Source organism: Cytobacillus sp. FSL K6-0129 (assembly GCF_038007625.1).
Classification (GTDB): Bacteria; Bacillota; Bacilli; order Bacillales; family Cytobacillaceae; genus Cytobacillus; species Cytobacillus kochii.
Map to the genome: position 1 here is coordinate 2,217,160 of NZ_JBBOXM010000001.1, position 18,144 is coordinate 2,235,303.

Below are 18,144 nucleotides of genomic sequence, written 5' to 3' on the forward strand. Positions count from 1 at the left end.
AACGTCACAACTCTATGACTACTTAGCTGTATCTTCCTCGTTCATTCCCTTTTCCATCGCCTTCCACGCTAGTGTCGCACACTTAATACGTGCCGGAAATTGGGAAACACCTTGAAGTGCTTCAATATCACCCAAATCGATATCGTCGTCATAATCTTTCCCAAGCATCATATCAGAAAAAATATGAGATAGCTTTACTGCTTCTTCCTTTGTTTTTCCCTTAATCGCCTGTGTCATCATAGATGCCGATGACATTGAGATAGAACAGCCTTCACCTTCAAATTTGGCATCAGCGACTTTCCCATCTTCGAGCTTTAAGGTTAACTGAATTCTATCTCCACAAGTCGGATTATTCATATTAACTGTTAAGCTATCATCTTCAAGCACGCCTTTGTTTCGAGGGTTCTTGTAGTGATCCATAATCACTTGGCGATAGAGGGTATCTAAGTTATTAAAAGACATCGCTGAAATACTCCTTCGTTTTAATAAGCCCTGCTGTAAGCTTATCAATATCTTCTTCTGTGTTATATAAATAGAAGCTTGCTCTAGCTGTTGCTGATTGCTTCAACCATTTCATTAACGGCTGTGCACAATGATGTCCCGCTCTAATAGCGATTCCTTCAGCGTCTAATACCGTTGCCACATCATGCGGGTGAACATCATCTAAATTAAATGTAACAATTCCTGCACGATTTGCTGCTGTTTTTGGACCGAAAATTTTCATGCCTTCTACTTCAGAAAGTCTCTCTAAAGCATAAGCAGCAAGCTTATGTTCATGAGCCTCAATTTGGTCTAAACCAATTTCTTCCAAGAAATCAATCGCTGCACCTAGTCCAATCGCTCCAGCAATGATTGGTGTGCCACCTTCAAACTTCCACGGAAGTTCTTTCCATGTAGACTCATATAAGCCGACAAAATCAATCATTTCGCCACCAAATTCAACTGGCTCCATATTTTCTAAAAGTTGTTTCTTTCCATAAAGAACACCAATACCAGTAGGTCCACACATTTTATGTCCTGAAAAAGCAAGAAAATCACAATCTAGATCTTGCACATCAATTTTTAAATGCGGTGCCCCTTGTGCAGCATCAACAACCATTACAGCTCCATGCTGATGAGCAATTTTGGCAATATCTTTAATAGGATTGATTACACCCAATACGTTAGATACAAGTGTAACAGAAACAATTTTCGTTTGGTCTGTAATTGTAGCGGAAACATCACTCAGAGCAATTGTTCCATCTTCTTGTAATGGTAAATATTTTAATGTTGCACCAGTTTCCTTAGCCACTTGTTGCCAAGGAATAATATTACTATGGTGCTCCATATAGGAGATAACAATCTCATCCCCTTCTGAAAGATTCGCTCTCGCATAGCTTGCAGCCACTTTATTTATACTAGTCGTTGTTCCTCTAGTAAAGATAATTTCTTCAGTGGATTTTGCCCTGATAAACTTGCGGACTTTTTCTCTGGCGCCTTCATAGCCGTCAGTAGCCCTTGTACCTAAAGTGTGTACACCTCTATGAACATTTGAATTATCGTTATGATAATATTTTTGTACCGCTTCAATCACTTGAATTGGTTTTTGTGATGTAGCACCGCTATCTAAATACACTAATGGATGGCCATTGACTTCTTGATTTAGTATTGGAAATAGCTCGCGAATCTCTTTTGCATTCATTATTGAACTTTCCCTTCGATCACAGCTGTTAATTGCTTTTTAACCCCTTCGATAGGAAGAGCATTAACTACTGGAGCAAGGAAGCCATGAATAACAAGGCGTTCTGCTTCTTTTTGTGAAATACCACGACTCATCAAATAATATAATTGTAACGGGTCGACACGACCAACAGAAGCTGCGTGACCAGCTGTTACATCATCTTCATCAATCAATAGAATTGGATTCGCATCTCCACGTGCTTTTTCGCTTAACATTAATACACGAGATTCTTGTTCTGCATTTGCCTTTGTCGCTCCGTGCTCAATTTTACCAATTCCATTAAAGATGGAAGTAGCTGCATCCTTCATTACACCATGTTTTAAGATGTAACCTTCAGATGCTTTACCAAAGTGTACGATGTTTGTTGTAAAGTTTTGCGTTTGTTTCCCGCGACCTACAACGACTGTTTTCATATCTCCATATGAACCATCGCCGATTAAATTCGTTTTATTATCAGATACTGTATCGCCATCATTCATTAAGCCTAATGCCCATTCAATACGTGCATCTCGGCCAGCAACTCCGCGACGATTCACATATACAGTAGTTCCAGCAGATAAAGTGTCTACCGCTCCATAAGTTACTTTTGCATTTGTATTAGCAACAACTTCGGAAATGATGTTAAAAATGCCTTTGCTTTCTTCCATTGTTGAAATGTAGTTTTCTACATAAGTAACAGAACTATTATCTTCAGCAACCAATAATACATGATTGAATAGGTTTGCTTCTTGATCGTCGTGAATAAATACAGAGTGTAGTGGCTCTTTGATTTCTACATTTTTAGGAATATAGACAAATACGCCACCATTCATCAGTGCAGCATGTAAAGCTGTTAACTTATGTTCGTCAACCTTTACCCCATCTGTCATATAATATTTTTGTAACAGATCTCCGTGCTCTCTAGCAGCAGTAAAGATGTCGGTGAAAATAACACCTTGATCTAGAACTGTCTTTGATAAAGAGATATATGCCGGACGATTATTACGCTGAATATATAAATTTTGGTCAGCTGATTCTAAATTGATTAAGCTTCTTACTTCTTCTGGCAAGTCAGTTAATGAAGAGTAATCTTCACTTCCCACGATATGCTTATCAAATTGAGTGAAATTCCATTTTGAAATATTTGTTTTATCAGGCTTAGGCATTGGAAGATCTTCAGCTTTCTCCAGTGCGTTTACACGGAGATCTGTCATCCATGCAGGCTCGCCCATATCTTTTGAAAAAGAATGTACGTATTCTTTATCAAATGGTAACTTTATTTCTGTTGACATAGTGATCCTCCTAACTCTTACGCTTCTTGCTCAACTGATTCGTCTTCAATACCTAATTCTTTTTTAATCCAGTCATAACCTTCAGCTTCTAGTCTTTGTGCTAATTCTGGTCCACCAGACTTAACGACACGACCTTGCATCATTACATGCACGTGATCAGGCGTGATGTAGTTTAATAGACGTTGATAGTGAGTAATAATTAAGCAACCAAATTCCTCACCGCGCATTTCATTAATCCCTTTAGAAACGACTTTCAATGCATCGATATCTAATCCAGAATCAATTTCATCAAGAATCGCAATTTTAGGCTCAATCATCATCATCTGTAGGATTTCATTACGTTTTTTCTCCCCACCAGAGAAGCCTTCGTTTAAGTAACGTTGGGCCATATCTGTATCCATTTCAAGATACTCCATGTTTTTATCCATTTTACGAATGAATTTCATTAGAGAAATCTCTTCGCCTTCTTCTCGACGGCTATTAATTGCGGAACGTAAAAAATCTGCATTTGTTACGCCACTGATTTCACTTGGGTACTGCATTGCTAGGAATAGACCTGCGCGCGCGCGCTCATCTACTTCCATTTCAAGTACATCTTCACCATCTAAAATAATACTTCCTTTTGTTACTTCATATTTCGGATGTCCCATAATTGCGGAAGATAATGTTGATTTACCTGTTCCGTTAGGACCCATAATTGCGTGGATTTCTCCACCCTTTATCTCAAGGTTAACACCTTTTAAAATCTCTTTTCCTTCAATTTCAACATGAAGGTCTTTAATTGTTAATGTAGATGCCATGTTTATACCTCCGTAATAAAAAAGATTTGCACTGTTAAGTCAAATCTCATTTCTAGTTTAATTCTCACTTTATTCTCATTACAATCTTATAACAAATTAAATGTGATATCAACTCTTTGCACATATTAGACGATATTTCCACTATGTATATGTTGTAAACCTATCACCATCCATTATTCTACACTAAATTTAGCGAAAATAACTCATTTTTCTTCTATTTATATATGACTTATTGTTAAGTTCTTTTCTACTTGCATTTATGTCCAAATTAAAATCGGCATAATCATCTTGTTCATAAGCAATTATATAAACAAAAGAAACCAGATTTTTACACAATATATGGTTTCACGCCAACTTAACATTGACGTAATTAAATCTCATTTTCATTTATTATATACAAAAAGAGCCGTCTAACTGACAGCTCTCCTCTTTATTTAAGCATGTGCTTTACGTTCGATATCGGCAACAATTCTTTGACTCTTTAAGTAATCTTTTTCACGCTGTTTTTCTACGCGCATCCTTACATCCTGTCTTTGGCAATACGTTTCATAACCTACTCCATATGCTCCGTGCATGGCCTTTTCCATTTCGCTTGTGTAATTCAGCTGTAGCTGACTAATAATGAATCAATCCTTTCAAATTTTCGCCGTTTAAAGCGTTATAATGATTACAATAAAAATACTACACTATAAACTTACCCGACTCAAACACGATAAAACACGAAAATACGCTTTTTTACTGAATTTATCGTGATTGGTTTTATCCACCTCTTTTATTCATAAATTCATGGGTCAATACTTACAAATATTCACCTTTACTCATACAAAAGTTAGGAATGACTATTTTGTCTGTGCAAAACACCTCTAATCAACAGTTAAGGTCACCTTTGTAAGATTAAGCAATATACAGAGAATTATTATTTGTTTTTTATTAAGATTTTTATTTTCAACTTCTGATATACGATCTAATCGGTTTTTGTTCTGCTATCTTTGCAATTTTCTCTCTCGTTCGCAAGCCGCTTTTATTAGCAATTTTTCGTATCCTTAACCTTGATGTACGCTGAAAACCGATCATGGGGAAAAGCTTGTAAATTATATTTATCATTTTCTTTCTTAATAATACAAATTTTCCTCACTTCTTGTTTCTATCAAATCAAATTCAGGGATTCTTCAAAAGCAATCTACCTTATCTCCATCAATTGTCCTAGTTAGTCCCAAAAGGTGATTGACTCAGTGGAATATATCTTTTACATCGCCTTACCAAAAAAAGAAGCCTACAACTAAGTAGACTTCTTTAATAAATTTCTATTATTCAGTAACAGGTACAACTGCACCTTCATATTGTTCTTCAATGAAATTTTGGATTTCTTCAGAGTGTAATACTTCTAGTAGTGCTTTTATTTCTTCTTTGTCTTCATCCCCAGCTCTAACTGCGATTACATTCACATATGGAGAATCACTTTCTTCAAGTGCAATTGCATCTTCCACTGGATTTAAGCCAGCATCAATTGCATAGTTAGAGTTAATTAGAACTGCGTCACCTTCTCCATTATTATATATTTGTGGAAGAAGTGCTGCTTCATACTCCGTATCAAACTTTAGATTTTTCGTATTTTCCTCAATATCATCAATTGTCGCTGTCGTTTTATCGACATCAGCTTTTAGTGTAATCAAACCTTCCTTTTCTAACATTGTCAAAATACGACCATGGTCAGGTACAGAGCTACTCATAATAACTGTTGCTCCTTCTGGAAGATCATCTAAGCTATCATATTCTTGTGAATAAACACCAATTGGCTCGATATGAACACCACCAGCATTAACAAAATCATAATCATTTTCAGCCATTTGAGATTCTAAATAAGGGATATGTTGGAAATAGTTCGCATCAATATCGCCACCCTCTAACGCTTGGTTCGGTACAATATAATCTTGGAACGTTGTGATATCCAGCTCAATTCCTTTTTCTTCTAATAAAGGTTTTGCTTCATTAAGGATTTCAGCATGCGGTACGTTAGATGCCCCAATTTTTAATGTTTTTGTTCCTTCATCAGATCCTTCGCTACCTTCATCTGAAGATCCACAGGCAGCAATAAATAATGCAACAGCTGCAATCATTAAAACAGATAACCATTTTTTCATTTTTTAGCTCTCCTATCGTTTGTCTAGTTTGGAAGTAATCAAATCACCAATCATTTGGATGATAAACACGATAATTAAGATAATAATCGTTGCAATCCATACAACGTCATATCTACTTCTTTGGAAACCTTCTAAGTAGGCAAGGTTACCTAATCCTCCTGCACCTATGACACCTGCCATTGCCGTATATCCGACTAGCGCAATCGCTGTAACGGTAATACCCGAAACAAGCGCTGGCATAGATTCAGGGATGAGTACTTTCCATATAATTGTACTTGTTTTTGCACCCATCGATTTAGAGGCTTCAATGACACCTTTATCAATTTCACGTAAGCCAATTTCCACCATTCTTGCATAGAAAGGTGCTGCACCAATAATGAGTGCTGGTAATGCTGCATTTTCACCAATCATTGTCCCTAAAATCATTTTTGTGAAAGGGATTAATAACACAATCAAGATTAAAAACGGAATGGATCGAAAGACATTGACGAATGCCGCAATGATCTTATTAACTAGCTGATTTTGCCATATATTACCTTTAGAGGTTAAGAACAAAAGTAATCCAAGAATAATTCCTAAAATAAACGTGGCTATAACAGAAATACTTGTCATATATAAAGTTTCTTTTGTTGCTTCCCACATTCTTTCCCAATCCACATTTGGTAGCCATTCATTAAGCATGGGAAATCACCTCCACGCCAACCTTCTGCGAATGAATATATTCAATCGCGCGGGTAACCTCATCCGACTCTCCATCTATATGAATAAATAAGGTACCGTAAGAGCCACTTTGTGTTTGGGATATCTTTCCTTGTAATACATTCACTGTTACATTGTAGTGGCGAATTAAGTTTGTGATTAATGGTTGTTCCGCTGAACCACCTACAAATCCAAGTTGAACAATTTGGCCATTTGGATAAGCACTCAGTAAATGTGTAATCGTTTCCTTCGTTTCTTCCGGTTCGGTCACTTGTTGAACAAATCGCTTCGTAATAGGTTCTTTTGGCTTTTGGAACACATCTAGCACTTCGCCAATTTCAACAATTCTTCCACCTTCCATGACAGCCACACGGTGGCAAATCTTGCGAATGACATGCATTTCATGCGTAATTAACACAATAGTTAACCCTAAACGTTCATTAATATCAACAAGTAAGTCGAGAATACTATCAGTTGTTTGCGGATCTAGAGCACTTGTCGCTTCATCACATAACAGTACTTTAGGATTATTGGCAAGTGCTCTAGCAATACCTACTCGCTGTTTTTGTCCACCGCTTAATTGCGAGGGATAGGCATCCTCTCGACCATCTAGTCCAACCAATTTAATTAATTCATTAACTCTCTCTAGTCGCGCTTTCTTAGGTACACCAGCAATTTCTAATGGAAACGCAATGTTTTCTCGTACTGTTCGAGACCACAATAAATTAAAATGTTGGAAAATCATGCTTATTTCTTGTCTAGCCTTTCTTAAGCTAGCACCTTTTATGCGAGAAACTTCATTCCCAGCTACAGATACAACGCCTTCCGTCGGGATTTCAAGTCCATTTAACATACGAATCAATGTACTTTTACCCGCACCACTGTATCCGATTACACCGAATATTTCACCCTCGTTAATTTCGAGGTTAACATTGTCTACTGCATTTACTTTCCCGTTTTTCGTTGAGAAAATCTTTTTTACATCTTTTATTGAAATCATTTTATACTTCACCTCTTCAATCCAGAAAAACCAACACATTTATAGCATATCCATTGTTTATAAAAAAAGCCTTCCTGCTTATGAGCAGAAAGGCTTGTTATGAAAATTCCTTTCTCTCATCTTTCAAAGCTAATGCTTTGAGTGAATTGGCACCATTTCAATTAAATGACGGTTGCCGGGCTTCAAAGGGCACTTCCCTCCACCTCTCTAAATAAGAGCAAACTATGAATATATTGAATTTTTTTGTGTACCTGTGTAATAGTATCATGTCATTGAAGTAGGTGTCAAATCTGAAATAATAGTTGTTAGACCCTTATATTTAATGAAGCAATACCGGTTGCCGCTTCAATAGCAGATTCAAGATCATCGATCAAATCTTCTACATTTTCAATTCCAATTGATAATCGGATTAAGTCTTCAGGTACACCTGCTTGTTTTAACCCATCTTGATTAAGTTGTTGATGCGTTGTGCTTGCTGGATGTATAATAAGACTTTTTGCATCACCTACATTCGCTACATGTGCGAACAGCTCAACCGAATTAATAACCTTCGCACCTGCTTCACGCCCACCAGATATGCCAAAAACGACAACTGCCCCTGCACCTTTAGATAAATATTTGTCTGCTAATTCTTTATTAGGATGGTTGTCATCGCCCGGATAAAGTACCCAATTAACAGCAGGATGATTATTTAAATATTGCACAATTTTTTTCGTATTAGCAATATGTTCTTTCATTCGAACCGTTAACGTTTCTAAACCTAACGTAAATTGGAAGGCGCTTTGTGCACTTAGTGCTGGACCTAAATCTCTTAGAAGCTGCACTCTCGCTTTAGTAATATATGCTACAGGGCCCAGTGCCTCACTATATACTATATCGTTATAGCTTGTATCCGGCTGACTTAATCCTGGATACTTCTCTGAGTTCCAATCAAATTTACCACCGTCAACAATGATCCCCCCCATTGTCGTCCCATTCCCAAGTAACCATTTCGTTGCAGAGTGAACAACAATGTCTGCGCCATGCTCAATTGGCCGACATAGATAAGGAGTTGCAAATGTGTTATCAACCACTAACGGCACACCATGTTCATGTGCGATATTTGAAACTGTTTCAATATCTAGTACTTGTAAACTCGGGTTACCAATGGTTTCGGCAAATACAGCTCGTGTCTTCTCATTGATTGCTGCTCGTAGTTCCTCTTCATTATTAATATCGATAAGCCTAACGTTGATGCCGTACTTTGGTAAAGTGACTGTAAATAAATTATATGTACCTCCATATAAATTAGAGGCAGCTACAATTTCATCACCCGCTTGAACAATATTAAGAAGAGCTAAGTAAATGGCTGCTTGCCCGCTTGCTAATGCTAATGCGCCTGTTCCCCCTTCTAACAATGCAACTCTTTCCTCAAACACAGTAACCGTTGGATTATGAATACGAGAATAAATATATCCTGTTTCTTTTAAGCCAAATAAGTCTTGCGCATGCTCTGTATTCTGGAATTGATAAGCATTATTTTGATAGATTGGGACCGCTCTTGCCCCTGTTACTGGATCAGGTTTTAGCCCACCATGAACACCAATTGTTTCAAATCGAAGTTGCTTTTCTTTTTCTGCCATTTTACATCTCTCCTCTTTTTTAAATTGGAAAGAAAAGACGACCAAAAACCCTCTTCACAAAGAAGAGGGTTTATCATCTCTTCTTATCTACCAGAGCTTTTATGCTCTGCTGGAATTAGCACCGTGTATCAAACAACCGGTTGCCGGGTTTCATAGGGCCAGTCCCTCCACCACTCTCGATAAGAATATTTAATTTTCTAATTATTCTAAGGATAGAATAACAACCTTTTTTTGGGAAGTCAATCTTTTTTTAGGACATTTGATGTATTTATGATTATTTTTGATTTAATACGAAAATGGCATCTAATTTTAATAATTGTCTAAAAGTCGACTTAAGGATGATATGCTTTTCATCCACTTGTTTCTTTAGACTCGTACGCCCTTGAAGCAAAGAATGAAAGTGGTCAGCAGTAGTTTGAATGTTTATATGATAATTTTTCAATGGGCGAGTATGTTTAATTAGCAGCCTTTTACGGTCTAATGTCAAATACATTAGATTTTGTTCTAATTCTACTCGAATCCTTATAGGTTCCTTTAACATCATTAAAATATGATCATTTACTCTTAAAGATTGATTGAAATGATAAATGAATTCCTCTATTGAAACCACCCCCAGCCCGCGTCTTATATTCTATAATTCTGTTCCAAGAAATGATTTCCTTCTCCTAACTATCGACTTTAACTGACAGAACATTTATTTCCAACAATGTTCACAACCTATTTCCCGAGAAATATGTCAAAAGCTAGACTTATCGACAGAAAAAAGAAATATCCCATCGATTCATCTGCCTAGAATGAGTGAGCGGTGTAATTAAACATTTACGCAACCCCCCTTGATTAAAAGCATAAGAAAACCACTTATTCCTAAACAATAAGTGGTTTTAAAATTGAGACTGTAATTCATATGATTGAATTTGTTCAAGTAAATAAGGTACTGAATGGAAAGCATAAAGCTTATCAACTAACTCTCCTTTTTTAAACACAAGTAAACACGGTACACTTTCAATTTCATACTTTTCTGCCACTGCTGGCAAAAAATTCAGGTCGGCTTTACCTATAGGAAGGTTCTGCAACAGTTGCTCAGTAATTGTTAGCATTTTCCCGGCGACTTGACATGTCCCACACATAGGAGTGAATAAATAAAATAAGCCGGATTGCTTCCTTGCGATCAAATCATTTAAGTCATTGTTTGACCAGTCAATCATGTTATCATCCTTTATCTAAATACTCGGTATATATATCTATATTTGCACTTATTAAGGCTGTAGCTAAATGATGCGCAGGTGCCGCCTCGACTTCACGATACATTTTATCAATATAGATATGCTCTGCCTCTGGTAACTCTCTCTTAAATTGTTTACGAAGTTTTTCTCCTGATGCGTCAGCATCGACTAATATATAGACTTCCTTCCCAATTAAATAATCAATTAATTCATCCAACTTCGAAGTGCCAATCGTTCCATTTGTACATAAGATCTCTACAGGTTCTCTGATTAGTCCTTTCACTTTTCGTTTGTCAGATTTACCTTCAACAATAATCACTTTATTGCCATGTTCTATATGCATGCTCATCACCTAATATATATCATTTATATATTTTATAATAGTAAGCCTTTTTACATTTGAAAACTTTTCAGCACTCATCTGGTATGTCTATATAGAAATTTAGAAAAAGGTCAAACCATTTAATGATTTGACCTTCTTTATTTAACTACAATTAATCTTCTTTTGTCATTTCTTCATATTGTTCAGCTGTCATTAGCTTGTCAATTTCACTTGCATCGGATGGCTCAACAACAATCATCCATGCTTTCTCGTAAGGAGATTCATTCACAAATTCTGGACTATCGCTAAGTTCTTCGTTAATCTCAACGATTTTACCACTAATTGGTGCATATAACTCAGAAACTGTTTTAACAGATTCTACGCTACCAAACGGTTCATCAGCAGTTACTTCATCTCCTACTTCTGGAAGCTCAACAAATACGATATCTCCAAGTTCTGATTGAGCAAAGTATGTAATACCAATACGAACTTTATCTCCTTCTGTTTTTACCCACTCGTGTTCTTCTGAATAACGTAATTCTTTAGGTGTGCTCATGTTTCATACCTCCATTAATTTAGGAAATTGTTTATTTTAATGACCGAATAAACGATCGTTTAAAACGTATAAAGCGCATCCACCATTTACAGCCAATTTTGTTCAAATTCTAGCTCTTTAAATCCGACTGTTACTTTCGTACCATCCGTTGTTAATGGACGTTTAATTAACATTCCATCCGATGCTAATAAATCTAACAGTTCCGACTCTGAGGCCGTTTTCACTCGGTCTTTTAATCCTAACTCACGATACTTTTGACCGCTTGTGTTGAAAAATTTTTTTAGCTCTAACCCACTCTTTTTGTAAAGATCTTCTAATTCCTTGCGGGATGGAGGATTTTCCACTATATGTATTGCATCATAGGCTATTTCATGTTCATCTAGCCATTTTTTCGCTTTTCGGCAAGTACCACATTTAGGATACCAATAGAAAGTAAGTGCCATGTTTTCACCACCTATTTTATCATACCTATATTCATGAATACTATCGTTTCATTAGCATAACATATTTCTTTTTATTTTCATAACGAAGAATTGTAATTATTATCATATTAAAAACAAAACAAAGAGGCCCAAATTTGTTCTTGAGCCTCAAGTCATAAACTTCGCAAATGGAGGAAGTAAATAGGTTACTTTCCTTCACTTTATTCAAGATAAATATTATACTACAAACCTTTCAGCTTCAATAATTTTCTCAGCCGCTTGACGTTTTTTCGCAATTACATTTGTTGGAGTATGTCTCGTAAACTTCTTAAGCGCTGAAAGCATCATTCGTAATGTATCGCCTTCTTCCACACCTACTAAAGTTTCTTTCGCAATCAACTCAATTTGATTAAATGCTTCTTGGCAGAAAATTTGTGTGTATAATAGCTTTTGCTCAGCTTTTGCTACTCCGTCTTTTACAATGGCTTTTTCAGTACGAAGAACAGTAGATTCCATAGAATAGGCGTAAGAAACCAGATCAGCAATATTCACAAGAACTTCTTGCTCTTTATCCAAAGCTTTTCCGTATTTTTGTGCACATAAACCTGCTGCAAGTAATGCGATTTTCTTAGCGTTCTTTACAAGATATTTCTCTTGCTCTAATGCTTCAGAACCTGGCTCTTCTGGCATCATCATCATCAATTCCTCTTGAAGTGCCATTGCTTTTTCGAATAAAGGCAGTTCACCTTTCATTGCTTTTCTAACATACGTTCCTGGTACTAAAAGACGGTTGATTTCGTTTGTTCCTTCAAAGATTCGATTGATTCTAGAATCACGGTAAGCTCTTTCTACTTCATATTCTGCCATAAAGCCATAACCACCATGTAATTGAACTGCCTCATCAACTACATAATCTAAAACTTCGGTAGAGAAGAACTTATTAAGTGAGCATTCTATTGCATATTCAGCAATAGACTTCGCTACTTCTTTACCGTCTTTGACTTCTTCATCACTCAGTTGACTCATTCTGTCATCAAATAGACCCACTGTACGGTAAACGGAGCTTTCAGCTGCATAAATTTTACTTGCCATTGTTCCGAATTTTTCCTTCGTTAAATTAAAAGAAGAAATAGGCGTACTGAATTGTTGACGTTGGTTAGCGTAAGTTACCCCTAATTTAAAGGCATGCTTAGAACCACCCACTGCACCTACACCAAGTTTGTAACGACCAATATTCAAAATGTTAAAGGCAATGACATGACCACGACCAATTTCACCTAGTACATTTTCAACTGGTACTTGTGCATCTTCTAAAATAAGTGTTCTTGTAGACGAGCTCTTAATACCCATTTTCTTTTCTTCAGCACCTGTTGATACACCCGGATATTCTCTTTCAACAATAAAAGCTGTGAATTGGTCACCGTTTATTTTGGCATAAACAACGAACACATCGGCAAACCCAGCATTCGTAATCCATTGTTTTTCCCCATTTAATAAATAATGTGTGCCTTCTGCGTTTAATTTAGCAGTTGTTTTTGCTCCTAATGCATCAGATCCTGAACTTGGTTCTGTTAGTGCATAGGCAGCTAATTTTTCGCCTGTCGCAAGCACCGGTAAGTATTTTTGCTTTTGCTCTTCATTCCCGAACAATACAATTGGAAGAGAACCAATACCTACATGGGCACCGTGTGAGATAGAGAAACCACCGACACGTGACATTTTTTCAGCGATAAGTGCTGAACTTACCTTATCTAAACCGAGTCCACCGTATTCCTCTGGCACATCTGTACCAAGTAAGCCCAAGTCACCAGCTTTTTTCAATAGTTTTACAGAGCGATCGAATTCATGCTGTTCTAAATAATCCACTTGAGGGACCACTTCATTTGTCACATAATCTTCTGTTGTTTTCGCAATCATGATTTGTTCTTCGCTAAAATCCTCTGGTGTGTACATATTTTCATAAGAAATATCTTCAATTAAAAAGCTTCCACCTTTAATAAATTTTTCAGTTTGATTTGACACGTTCATCATCCTCCATCTTCATTCTTTATGCTTTTTGCAGTTTTTGTTAACATTGTTTTTTCAAAGGTAGTTAAATAGAACTTTCACTTCGGTTCATTGCGCATCAGACACTCACTTTTTTCAGGGCTCAGATTTCTTTGATCTATTAACCGCAGGAGTCGAGTGTCTTCCACTCTATAACACTATTGGTTTAAAAAACGAACTTAGTCGTTTTTAAAGAAGTTCAAACACACCTGCGGCACCCATTCCGCCACCAATGCACATCGTTACAACACCAAATTGCTCGTTTCTACGCTTCATTTCATGAATTAATGATAGTGTTAGCTTAGCCCCAGTACACCCAAGTGGATGCCCTAAAGCAATAGCTCCCCCGTTAACATTCACTTTTTCTTCATCCAACCCTAATTCTCTAATGACTTGAATGGATTGAGAAGCAAAAGCTTCATTTAGTTCGAATAATCCGACATCTGATAGCTCTAACCCCGCTAGTTTTAAAGCTTTAGGAATTGCTACAATTGGCCCAATCCCCATAACCTCTGGCGGCACGCCTCCGACAGCAAAAGAACGAAACTTCACTAAAGGCTGCAGTCCTTGTGCATCTGCTTTCTCTCTGTCCATAATCATTACAGCTGCTGCACCATCACTTGTTTGTGATGAATTCCCCGCTGTGACTGAGCCTTTCACATTAAAAGCTGGTCTCAGTTTCCCTAAAGTTGCAACTGTTGAATCGCTCCGTACACCTTCATCTTGTAAAAACTGGAAGGTGCGTTCTTTCACTTTATTATCCGATCCAATTTGACGGAGTGTTACATCAACCGGAGTAATTTCATCAGCAAATTTACCTTCACTTATTGCTTTCGCTGCTTTTTGATGACTACGCACAGCGAATGCATCTTGTTCTTCTCTTGAAATGCCGTATTTCCCAGCAACTTGCTCTGCTGTATGCCCCATACTCATATAATATTCAGGAGCTGTCTCGGCTAAAGTTAAATTAGGACGGACAACATGACCCATCATAGGTACAAGACTCATGGATTCAGCTCCACCGGCGATCACTGTATCTGCGTGACCAAGCATGATTTTTTCGGCACCATAAGCGATTGATTGCAACCCTGATGAGCAATAGCGATTGACTGTGATTGCTGGTACCGAGTCTGGAAGCCCAGCTAATGCACCGATATTTCTGGCCATATTCAAACCTTGCTCTGCTTCTGGCATGGCACAACCAATAATTAAATCATCTATACTACCTTCATAATTTCCAGCTCGTTTCAACGTTTCTTTTACAACAAGTGCACCTAAATCATCTGGCCGTACAGTGGCAAGTGAGCCTTTTTTTGCTTTACCGACAGGTGTTCTAGCACCTGCAACAATTACAGCTTCTTTCATTGCTTTTTCCCTCTCCTTCTACTCTCGGTATCTTTTATTCTCTCTAGCAATCTATAATTAGTTACGGAGTGGTTTACCCTTTAAGAGCATGTGTTGCATTCGTTGTTGAGATTTTGGCTCTGCAATAAGTTTTAAAAATGCTTCTCTTTCAAGGTCTAACATATATTGCTCATCCACTTCTGTACCAAAAGGCACTTTGCCCCCAGCAATGACATATGCCAGTGCTTTGGCGATTTTCAAATCATGTTCTGAAATATAACCAGATAAATGCATAGAATTAGCACCTAAAAGTAATGCGGCATACCCTGTTTCACCAACTACTGGGAATTTCACTTTTGCTGGTGGAAGGTAACCTGCATTTGCCAATGCTAATACCGCTTGTTTAGCATCATAAATGAGGTGATCTCCATTCACACTAATTGCATCCGAAGCATTCAAAAAGTTATTTTCTCTCGCCTCTTCTCCTGATGTAGATACCTTTGCCATCGCAATTGTTTCAAAGACTTTATTGGCCACGTTCTGTAGATCAAACTGAACTCCTTTAGGCATGCTTGCTAAATGTTTCAAATATAGTGACTTGTTCCCTGCACCACCTGGAATTAATCCAACTCCTGCTTCCACCAAGCCCATATAAGTTTCACTTGATGCTTGAACATGTGCCGCACTTAAAGCTACTTCCGCTCCTCCGCCAAGTGTCATACCGAATGGGGCCACTACGACTGGTTTTGCACTATACTTGATTTTCGTCATCGCATTTTGGAATTGTTTGATAACCATATCTAATTCGAAGTAATTATCATCTTGAGCTTCCATTAACATCATTCCGATATTTGCACCGACACAGAAGTTCTTTCCTTGATTGGAGATAACAAGACCTTTATAATTTTTCTCTACTTCATCAATAGCGAAATTAATCATTTGAACAATGTCTAAACCAATCGCATTACTCTTTGAATGGAACTCTAAGATAGCGACGCCATCGCCTAAGTCGATTAAGCTTGCTCCAGTATTTTTCTTAATCACACCTTGTTTTTGTTTTAATTGCTTTAAGTTTATTACTTTTGCATTTAACTTAATCGGCTGATACTCACCATTTTCATACACATAAGTTGTCGCGTTCTCTTCCTTATAGAACTGTGTATGCCCATCAGCGATCATTTTCTCAACCCATTCTGGAATGTCTAATCCTTCCGCTTTCATTTTGTTAACTGATTGTTCCAAACCAATGGCATCCCATGTTTCAAATGGGCCCATATTCCAACCAAATCCCCATTTCATTGCATCATCAATGGATTGAATATCATCGGCAATTTCCCCTAGGAGTTGCGCAGAATAAACTAATGCTGGTGATAACACCTTCCATAATAATTCTCCAGCGCGATCATCTGCGTATACAAGCGCTTTCATTTTGTTTGCTGTCCCTTTTTGTTGTTTAGCTATTTCTACCGCTGCCGTTTTCAACTTTTTACGAGGACCGTATTCCAAGGTTTTAGGATTTAACTCTAAAATTTCTTTCCCCTGTTTTAAGAAAAAACCTTGTCCTGTCTTACTGCCTAACCAGCCTTTGTCTAACATCTTATTAATAAAATCTGGTACATCGAATACTTGTTTTTCTTCACCTTCTACTTGGTCATAAACATTTTTAGCTACATGGGCAAACGTATCTAAACCGACAACGTCCAATGTACGGAAAGTCGCACTTTTCGGTCTACCAATAAGTGGTCCCGTAATTGAATCTACTTCACCAACAGTAAATCCACCCTTTAACATTTCTTGTACTGTTACAAGGAGACCATATGTGCCGATTCTATTGGCAATAAAATTCGGCGTATCTTTTGCGATAACAACACCTTTTCCTAAAACATCCTCACCAAAAGTTTGCATAAAAGAAAGTACTTCAGGAGATGTTTCCTTAGTTGGAATCACTTCCAATAGTTTTAAGTAACGTGGTGGATTGAAGAAATGAGTGCCTAGGAAATGCTTCTTAAAGTCTTCAGAACGTCCTTCAGCCATTGCTTCGATGGAAATACCAGATGTATTAGAACTGACAATTGTTCCAGGACGACGATATTTGTCTACTTGGGCAAACACGTCTTTTTTCACACTGAGATTTTCTACCACCACCTCAATAATCCAATCCACTTCTTTCAAGCGCTCCATATCATCATCGAAGTTACCGGCCTCAATAAGATGAATATTTTTCTTCGCTGTTAACGGTGCAGGTTTTTGCTTTAATAGTTTTTGCTTACCACTTTCGGCAATTTTATTTTTGAACTGTTTATCCTTAAGGGTAATCCCCTTTACCTCTTCTTCTTTACTTAATTCGCGAGGAACAATATCTAATAAAAGTGTTGGTATACCAATATTCGCTAAATGTGCGGCTATTCCAGAGCCCATAACACCTGAGCCTAAAACAGCAGCCTTTCTAATCTGTTTGGTCAACTGTTCTTCCTCCTTCGATTTTGAATGAATGCTCATTCATTTTTTCTATAAAAAATTTTGGAAATTCCTTTGATACTTATAATAATAAAATATTTGCAAAATTTAATCAATCATTTTCCTTATAGATTTTTTATTTCTTTTTCACTTTTTTCTTTCTGCATAAATTTTTCAGCAATTGACAAACTATTTTAGAAGAAAATCATCAAAATGGAGGTATTGGGATGCAACAACAAAATACAAACTTCTCGAATCAACAAGGAATTATGCAACAACCCCCAGTTATGGTATCAACAAAAGATGCACTTTACTTTAATGACATTCTTTCTTGGAATTTATTAGCAATGAAAAAAGCTCATTTCTATGCGGAACATTGTCAAGACCCTGCTTTAAAAACTGTTTTTGAACAATGTGGACAAATGCATCAACGCCATTATGAGCAGGTTTTGAAACATCTTAATACGACACAACCGTTTAATAATATGCAATAAGGAGGAAACTCAGTTGACTAATTCAAA

At 37.1% G+C, this 18,144-nt stretch carries 18 protein-coding genes and 2 riboswitches; of the genes, 1 reads left to right on the forward strand and 17 read right to left on the reverse strand.

Annotated elements, in window-relative coordinates:
* Nucleotides 1-18: 18 nt before the first annotated feature.
* The 17 genes from sufU to MHI57_RS11130 form a co-directional block, all read right to left on the reverse strand.
* A complete protein-coding gene (gene sufU / locus MHI57_RS11050) occupies nucleotides 19-462 on the reverse strand; it encodes a Fe-S cluster assembly sulfur transfer protein SufU (RefSeq protein WP_095371997.1) in 444 nt (147 codons plus the stop codon).
* A complete protein-coding gene (locus tag MHI57_RS11055; protein ID WP_095371996.1) occupies nucleotides 452-1,681 on the reverse strand; it encodes a cysteine desulfurase in 1,230 nt (409 codons plus the stop codon). Before MHI57_RS11055 ends, sufU begins: the two co-directional genes overlap by 11 nt.
* Complete coding sequence (sufD, locus tag MHI57_RS11060; protein ID WP_095371995.1) at nucleotides 1,681-2,991, reverse strand: Fe-S cluster assembly protein SufD; 1,311 nt, start codon at nucleotides 2,989-2,991, stop codon at nucleotides 1,681-1,683. Before sufD ends, MHI57_RS11055 begins: the two co-directional genes overlap by 1 nt.
* A gap of 17 nt (nucleotides 2,992-3,008) precedes the next feature.
* Nucleotides 3,009-3,791, reverse strand: a complete 783-nt coding sequence (sufC, locus tag MHI57_RS11065) for a Fe-S cluster assembly ATPase SufC (protein WP_095371994.1) — start codon at nucleotides 3,789-3,791, stop codon at nucleotides 3,009-3,011.
* Nucleotides 3,792-4,225: 434 nt separating this feature from the next.
* The gene (locus MHI57_RS11070) at nucleotides 4,226-4,378 is read right to left on the reverse strand and encodes a hypothetical protein (RefSeq protein ID WP_157733903.1); all 153 of its coding nucleotides are present in this window, start codon (nucleotides 4,376-4,378) and stop codon (nucleotides 4,226-4,228) included.
* A 720-nt stretch (nucleotides 4,379-5,098) separates the two neighbouring features.
* A complete protein-coding gene (locus tag MHI57_RS11075; protein ID WP_328199008.1) occupies nucleotides 5,099-5,932 on the reverse strand; it encodes a MetQ/NlpA family ABC transporter substrate-binding protein in 834 nt (277 codons plus the stop codon).
* 12 nt (nucleotides 5,933-5,944) lie between these two features.
* Nucleotides 5,945-6,613, reverse strand: coding sequence for a methionine ABC transporter permease (locus MHI57_RS11080; protein WP_095371992.1), 669 nt, complete (start codon nucleotides 6,611-6,613; stop codon nucleotides 5,945-5,947).
* Nucleotides 6,606-7,631, reverse strand: a complete 1,026-nt coding sequence (locus MHI57_RS11085) for a methionine ABC transporter ATP-binding protein (protein WP_095371991.1) — start codon at nucleotides 7,629-7,631, stop codon at nucleotides 6,606-6,608. The genes MHI57_RS11080 and MHI57_RS11085 overlap by 8 nt, the downstream gene beginning before the upstream one ends.
* Nucleotides 7,632-7,744: 113 nt before the next feature.
* Nucleotides 7,745-7,849, reverse strand: a riboswitch (SAM riboswitch).
* 87 nt (nucleotides 7,850-7,936) lie between these two features.
* The gene (locus MHI57_RS11090; RefSeq protein WP_095371990.1) at nucleotides 7,937-9,253 is read right to left on the reverse strand and encodes an O-acetylhomoserine aminocarboxypropyltransferase/cysteine synthase family protein; all 1,317 of its coding nucleotides are present in this window, start codon (nucleotides 9,251-9,253) and stop codon (nucleotides 7,937-7,939) included.
* 80 nt (nucleotides 9,254-9,333) lie between these two features.
* Nucleotides 9,334-9,439, reverse strand: a riboswitch (SAM riboswitch).
* Between the two features lie 88 nt (nucleotides 9,440-9,527).
* A complete protein-coding gene (locus MHI57_RS11095) occupies nucleotides 9,528-9,863 on the reverse strand; it encodes a hypothetical protein (RefSeq protein WP_340976369.1) in 336 nt (111 codons plus the stop codon).
* A gap of 271 nt (nucleotides 9,864-10,134) precedes the next feature.
* Nucleotides 10,135-10,458, reverse strand: a complete 324-nt coding sequence (locus MHI57_RS11100) for a thioredoxin family protein (protein WP_095371988.1) — start codon at nucleotides 10,456-10,458, stop codon at nucleotides 10,135-10,137.
* A gap of 4 nt (nucleotides 10,459-10,462) precedes the next feature.
* Nucleotides 10,463-10,825: a toprim domain-containing protein gene (locus MHI57_RS11105; RefSeq protein WP_411675025.1), complete on the reverse strand. Its 363-nt coding sequence runs from the start codon at nucleotides 10,823-10,825 to the stop codon at nucleotides 10,463-10,465.
* A gap of 145 nt (nucleotides 10,826-10,970) precedes the next feature.
* The gene (gene gcvH / locus MHI57_RS11110; protein WP_095371986.1) at nucleotides 10,971-11,354 is read right to left on the reverse strand and encodes a glycine cleavage system protein GcvH; all 384 of its coding nucleotides are present in this window, start codon (nucleotides 11,352-11,354) and stop codon (nucleotides 10,971-10,973) included.
* Nucleotides 11,355-11,440: 86 nt separating this feature from the next.
* On the reverse strand, nucleotides 11,441-11,797 hold the full coding sequence (locus MHI57_RS11115; protein WP_095371985.1) for an arsenate reductase family protein: 357 nt from the start codon (nucleotides 11,795-11,797) through the stop codon (nucleotides 11,441-11,443).
* A gap of 216 nt (nucleotides 11,798-12,013) precedes the next feature.
* Complete coding sequence (locus MHI57_RS11120; protein ID WP_095371984.1) at nucleotides 12,014-13,798, reverse strand: acyl-CoA dehydrogenase family protein; 1,785 nt, start codon at nucleotides 13,796-13,798, stop codon at nucleotides 12,014-12,016.
* A 213-nt stretch (nucleotides 13,799-14,011) separates the two neighbouring features.
* A complete protein-coding gene (locus MHI57_RS11125; RefSeq protein WP_095371983.1) occupies nucleotides 14,012-15,187 on the reverse strand; it encodes an acetyl-CoA C-acetyltransferase in 1,176 nt (391 codons plus the stop codon).
* Between the two features lie 57 nt (nucleotides 15,188-15,244).
* Nucleotides 15,245-17,629 (reverse strand): 3-hydroxyacyl-CoA dehydrogenase/enoyl-CoA hydratase family protein, encoded by a 2,385-nt coding sequence (locus MHI57_RS11130; protein WP_095371982.1) that lies wholly within the window; start codon nucleotides 17,627-17,629, stop codon nucleotides 15,245-15,247.
* A gap of 221 nt (nucleotides 17,630-17,850) precedes the next feature.
* Here MHI57_RS11130 and MHI57_RS11135 point away from each other — a divergent pair, with 221 nt between their 5' ends.
* Nucleotides 17,851-18,117: a hypothetical protein gene (locus MHI57_RS11135; RefSeq protein WP_095371981.1), complete on the forward strand. Its 267-nt coding sequence runs from the start codon at nucleotides 17,851-17,853 to the stop codon at nucleotides 18,115-18,117.
* Nucleotides 18,118-18,144: the final 27 nt, after the last annotated feature.

Bases quoted from the DNA above. Each gene is read 5' to 3' on its own strand.
- MHI57_RS11085 (WP_095371991.1), bottom strand. From the start codon at position 7,631: ATGATTTCAATAAAAGATGTAAAAAAGATTTTCTCAACGAAAAACGGG.
- MHI57_RS11090 (WP_095371990.1), bottom strand. From the start codon at position 9,253: ATGGCAGAAAAAGAAAAGCAACTTCGATTTGAAACAATTGGTGTTCAT.
- MHI57_RS11070 (WP_157733903.1), bottom strand. From the start codon at position 4,378: ATGGAAAAGGCCATGCACGGAGCATATGGAGTAGGTTATGAAACGTAT.
- gcvH (WP_095371986.1), bottom strand. From the start codon at position 11,354: ATGAGCACACCTAAAGAATTACGTTATTCAGAAGAACACGAGTGGGTA.
- MHI57_RS11125 (WP_095371983.1), bottom strand. From the start codon at position 15,187: ATGAAAGAAGCTGTAATTGTTGCAGGTGCTAGAACACCTGTCGGTAAA.
- MHI57_RS11105 (WP_411675025.1), bottom strand. From the start codon at position 10,825: ATGAGCATGCATATAGAACATGGCAATAAAGTGATTATTGTTGAAGGT.
- MHI57_RS11075 (WP_328199008.1), bottom strand. From the start codon at position 5,932: ATGAAAAAATGGTTATCTGTTTTAATGATTGCAGCTGTTGCATTATTT.
- MHI57_RS11100 (WP_095371988.1), bottom strand. From the start codon at position 10,458: ATGATTGACTGGTCAAACAATGACTTAAATGATTTGATCGCAAGGAAG.
- sufU (WP_095371997.1), bottom strand. From the start codon at position 462: ATGTCTTTTAATAACTTAGATACCCTCTATCGCCAAGTGATTATGGAT.
- MHI57_RS11080 (WP_095371992.1), bottom strand. From the start codon at position 6,613: ATGCTTAATGAATGGCTACCAAATGTGGATTGGGAAAGAATGTGGGAA.
- MHI57_RS11135 (WP_095371981.1), top strand. From the start codon at position 17,851: ATGCAACAACAAAATACAAACTTCTCGAATCAACAAGGAATTATGCAA.
- MHI57_RS11055 (WP_095371996.1), bottom strand. From the start codon at position 1,681: ATGAATGCAAAAGAGATTCGCGAGCTATTTCCAATACTAAATCAAGAA.
- MHI57_RS11115 (WP_095371985.1), bottom strand. From the start codon at position 11,797: ATGGCACTTACTTTCTATTGGTATCCTAAATGTGGTACTTGCCGAAAA.
- sufC (WP_095371994.1), bottom strand. From the start codon at position 3,791: ATGGCATCTACATTAACAATTAAAGACCTTCATGTTGAAATTGAAGGA.
- sufD (WP_095371995.1), bottom strand. From the start codon at position 2,991: ATGTCAACAGAAATAAAGTTACCATTTGATAAAGAATACGTACATTCT.